Here is a 3,330-nt window from a genome sequence, read left to right as displayed (position 1 = left end):
TCCCCGGCTTGCAGCAGATGGGCATGCAGTTCCTGGCGCTGGGATCGCAGGAAGAACTGCGCGACCAGATCATCCATGCCGGACTGGAGCGCGCCTGCCTGCAGCTGCCGTTGCCGCGGACTGCGGCGGAGTTCGCGCAGCGCAAGGAAGAGGGCAAGTCGCGCCTGGGTTTGCTGTGCAACGAGATTGCGCGCCTGGCAGCGCTGATCCTGGCCGAATATCACGGCTTGCCGAAGCGCTTGCAGGGCGCCAAGGGCCATCCGCAGGCGGTGGCCGATATCCAGGCGCAGATGCAGTCACTAGTGAGCAAGCGTTTCATTGCCGACAACGATTACGCCAACCTGACCCATTTCCCGCGCTACCTGAAGGCGGTCAACGTGCGGCTGGAGAAATTGCGCGCCGACCCGAGCCGCGATACACGGCTGATGACGGAGTGGGCGCAAGTGGCGACGCCATGGCAGCGCGCGCAAAAAGACCGCAGCGGCAAAAGCGATCCGAAACAGGCTGAATTCCGCTGGCTGCTGGAAGAGCTGCGGGTGTCGCTGTTTGCCCAGGAACTGCGGACGCCGATGCCGGTTTCGGTCAAGCGCTTGCAGAAAGTCTGGGAAACCATGCAGCGTTAGAAGCAATAGCCAGCCGGTGGCGGGTCAAATCCCTGCTTAAATCCCTGTTTTAAAGGGGATTTCGCGTAAAATTGCGCCAAATACACACCATAAACTGTTGCAGTAGAACAAGGAAATACGCGATGAGCATCAAATCCGACAAATGGATACGCCGCATGGCGCAGGAAACCGGCATGATCGAGCCGTTCGAGCCGGGCCAGGTGCGCGAGGCCAACGGCCAGAAAATCGTGTCTTACGGCACCTCGTCGTACGGCTACGATATCCGCTGCGCCAACGAGTTCAAGATTTTCACGAATATCAATTCGACCATCGTCGATCCCAAGAATTTCGACGAGAAATCGTTCGTCGATTTCAGCGGCGACGTCTGCATCATCCCGCCCAACTCGTTTGCGCTGGCGCGCACCATGGAATATTTCCGCATCCCGCGCAGCGTGCTCACCATCTGCCTCGGCAAATCGACCTACGCGCGCTGCGGCATCATCGTCAACGTGACGCCGTTCGAGCCGGAGTGGGAAGGTTATGTCACGCTGGAATTCTCCAACACCACGCCGCTGCCGGCCAAGATCTACGCCGGCGAGGGTTGCGCCCAGGTGCTGTTTTTCGAGAGCGACGAAATCTGCGAAACGTCGTACAAGGACCGTGGCGGCAAGTATCAAGGGCAGCAGGGCGTAACACTGCCGAAGGCCTGAGATGCCGAAGAACAAGCGCCCCGTGCCACGGAAAGCCAGCGTCTCGCCTGAAGATAAAGACGAAGCCGTCACCCAGCAGCTGTGCGACCTGGCGATCGACCTGGCCGAGCAGGATGGGGACGAAGCCGAAGGCGTTGCCGCCGGCGCTGTCTTGCAGCAGGCTGGCATCGATTTTCACAAGATCATCAAGAAGAACCTGCAGCAAAAGAAGGATGACATCCTGTATGACGCGATCGAGCGCACCAAGTACGCCGATCTCGACGCCTGGCGATTCCTGAAAGAGCAGGTCGAAGAAGCATCCGAGATTTTGCTGGTGCGCCGCGATGAAGGCAAGGTGCTGGAGCTGAATGCGTTCGTGGTGCCGTTCTTCGCGCACGCCGCCGGCGGCCTCAAGCGTGAGCAGTGCTTCCAGGACCAGGAAGCCTTCGATGCGCTGTCGGCCAGCTTCAAGCAAGCGCAGCTGGAGGGCCCGGACGCTACCGTAGTGTTGGTCAGCCACGCCTACCACCTCGATGAAATCGACAGTATCCGCTACAGCCATCTGTTTGAAATGAACCGCGATGCATTCGGCGCCATGGCCGACAAGAAGCTGGCGGCGACCACCGCCATCGAACGCAGCATCAGCGGCTGGCCGGAAAACCTATTCGGACCGGACGACGACGCGGTCGAGCTGCGTTTCTTGCTGGGTTTTTCGCTCAAGGCCACCGACGATGCGTTTTATGCGGTGCCGGAGGATGAAGCCGGCGCCGATGCCTACTTCGGCGCGCGCGAACAGCGTTTCCACGGCTGGACCGAACAGGTCGCGCCCTTGCTCAAGCGTTGCCTGGTGACCGACGGCAGCGAAATCGATCTGCATTTCCTGTACCAGGACCTGTTCCACGGCGGCAAAGAGCGCGGCATTGCCGAGTACTTCACGCTGCAGATGATGTCCGAGCTGAACCATGGCCTCGAGCAGAACGGCGTTGCGCCTTACGAAGCCAGCGCGGTGGTCGGTCCGGCCGATGTGCGCGGCGAGATGGTGTTGCGGGTGAATTTATATAGAAAGGACGGCGGCGAGGACGGCGCCGTGCTGGCATCTTCGGAAAAGCCGCTGGCTGCCGGCGCCGACCTGCAGGTGGAAGTGGACGATACCTACGACGCGCTGCGCACCATCGGCGTCACGTCGCTGGCGGTGGCGGTCAGGTTTGGAGCCGACGGCCAGCCGTCGGAAGTGCAGCCTTACGGGGCCGCCTAGGTGGGGTCGCATAGACAAAGTGGGCTGAAAAGCGGCCTGACGCTGTTGCAGCGCCGGGCCGGATATCCTGGAGAACTGAGTGACTGAAGACGACGCAAAAAAAATTGCCACACATCGGCATTACAAAGGCGGCTTGTACCGCTACATCGGCCTGGCAAGGCACTCCGAAACCGAGGAAGCCATGGTGGTCTATGAACATTTGTGGCCGCATGCCCCGGGGCTTTGGGTACGTCCTGCCGAGTTGTTCAATGGCTTGCTTGAAAACGGCACACGTCGGTTTGCACCACTGTAAAACTGCCCGCATATAAAAAAGCCGGGACCAGGAATTGAATCCTGGTCCCGGCTTTTTTTATCTGCAGCTCGCCAGCTTAGTGCTGAATTTACTGCCGCACGCAGTCCACGAAGTAATCGCGCTTGCCATTCACTTCGCGTTTCACCAGGCCGTGCACGTCGGTTTCGAAGCCAGGGAATTTCTCGTTGAAATCGCGTGCAAACTTCAGGTAGTCGACGATGGTCTTGTTGAAGCGTTCGCCCGGGATCAGCAGCGGGATGCCCGGCGGGTAAGGCGTCAGCAGGATCGAGGTGACGCGGCCTTCGAGCTGGTCGATAGGCACGCGGTCGATTTCGCGGTGGGCCATCTTGGCAAAGGCGTCGGACGGCTTCATGGCCGGCTGCATGTCGGACAGGTACATTTCGGTGGTCAGGCGCGCCACGTCGTATGACTTGTAGGTTTCATGGATCTGCTGGCACAGGTCGCGCAAGCCGAGCCGTTCGTAGCGCACGT

The 3,330-nt window shown here is 60.0% G+C and carries 4 protein-coding genes and 1 pseudogene; 4 read left to right on the top strand and 1 reads right to left on the bottom strand.

The features are described from left to right. The 4 genes from JWQ61_RS21680 to JWQ61_RS21665 all read left to right on the top strand — a co-directional run. Positions 1–623, top strand: a 623-nt coding sequence (locus JWQ61_RS21680) for a DUF3418 domain-containing protein (protein WP_304362345.1), incomplete at its 5' end; no start/stop codon positions are given. Positions 624–745: 122 nt separating this feature from the next. Beyond that, the gene (dcd, locus tag JWQ61_RS21675) at positions 746–1,312 is read left to right on the top strand and encodes a dCTP deaminase (protein WP_304362344.1); all 567 of its coding nucleotides are present in this window, start codon (positions 746–748) and stop codon (positions 1,310–1,312) included. Between the two features lie 22 nt (positions 1,313–1,334). Then, on the top strand, positions 1,335–2,546 hold the full coding sequence (locus JWQ61_RS21670; protein WP_369684916.1) for a DUF2863 family protein: 1,212 nt from the start codon (positions 1,335–1,337) through the stop codon (positions 2,544–2,546). Positions 2,547–2,625: 79 nt separating this feature from the next. Beyond that, positions 2,626–2,838, top strand: coding sequence for a DUF1653 domain-containing protein (locus tag JWQ61_RS21665; protein WP_304362342.1), 213 nt, complete (start codon positions 2,626–2,628; stop codon positions 2,836–2,838). 88 nt (positions 2,839–2,926) lie between these two features. On the opposite strand, the pseudogene JWQ61_RS21660 reads toward JWQ61_RS21665, so the two are convergent. After that, positions 2,927–3,330 (bottom strand): annotated as a pseudogene (locus tag JWQ61_RS21660) (lysine decarboxylase); the annotation flags it as partial.

The organism is Collimonas fungivorans, assembly GCF_028292705.1.
Classification (GTDB): domain Bacteria; phylum Pseudomonadota; class Gammaproteobacteria; order Burkholderiales; family Burkholderiaceae_D; genus Collimonas; species Collimonas fungivorans_B.
The sequence above is the reverse complement of the archived record's forward strand: the minus strand, read 5'-3'. Positions and strand labels throughout refer to the sequence as shown.

What these genes read in the sequence shown, in the direction of transcription:
- dcd (WP_304362344.1), top strand. Translation starts at nt 746, where the DNA reads ATGAGCATCAAATCCGACAAATGGATACGCCGCATGGCGCAGGAAACC.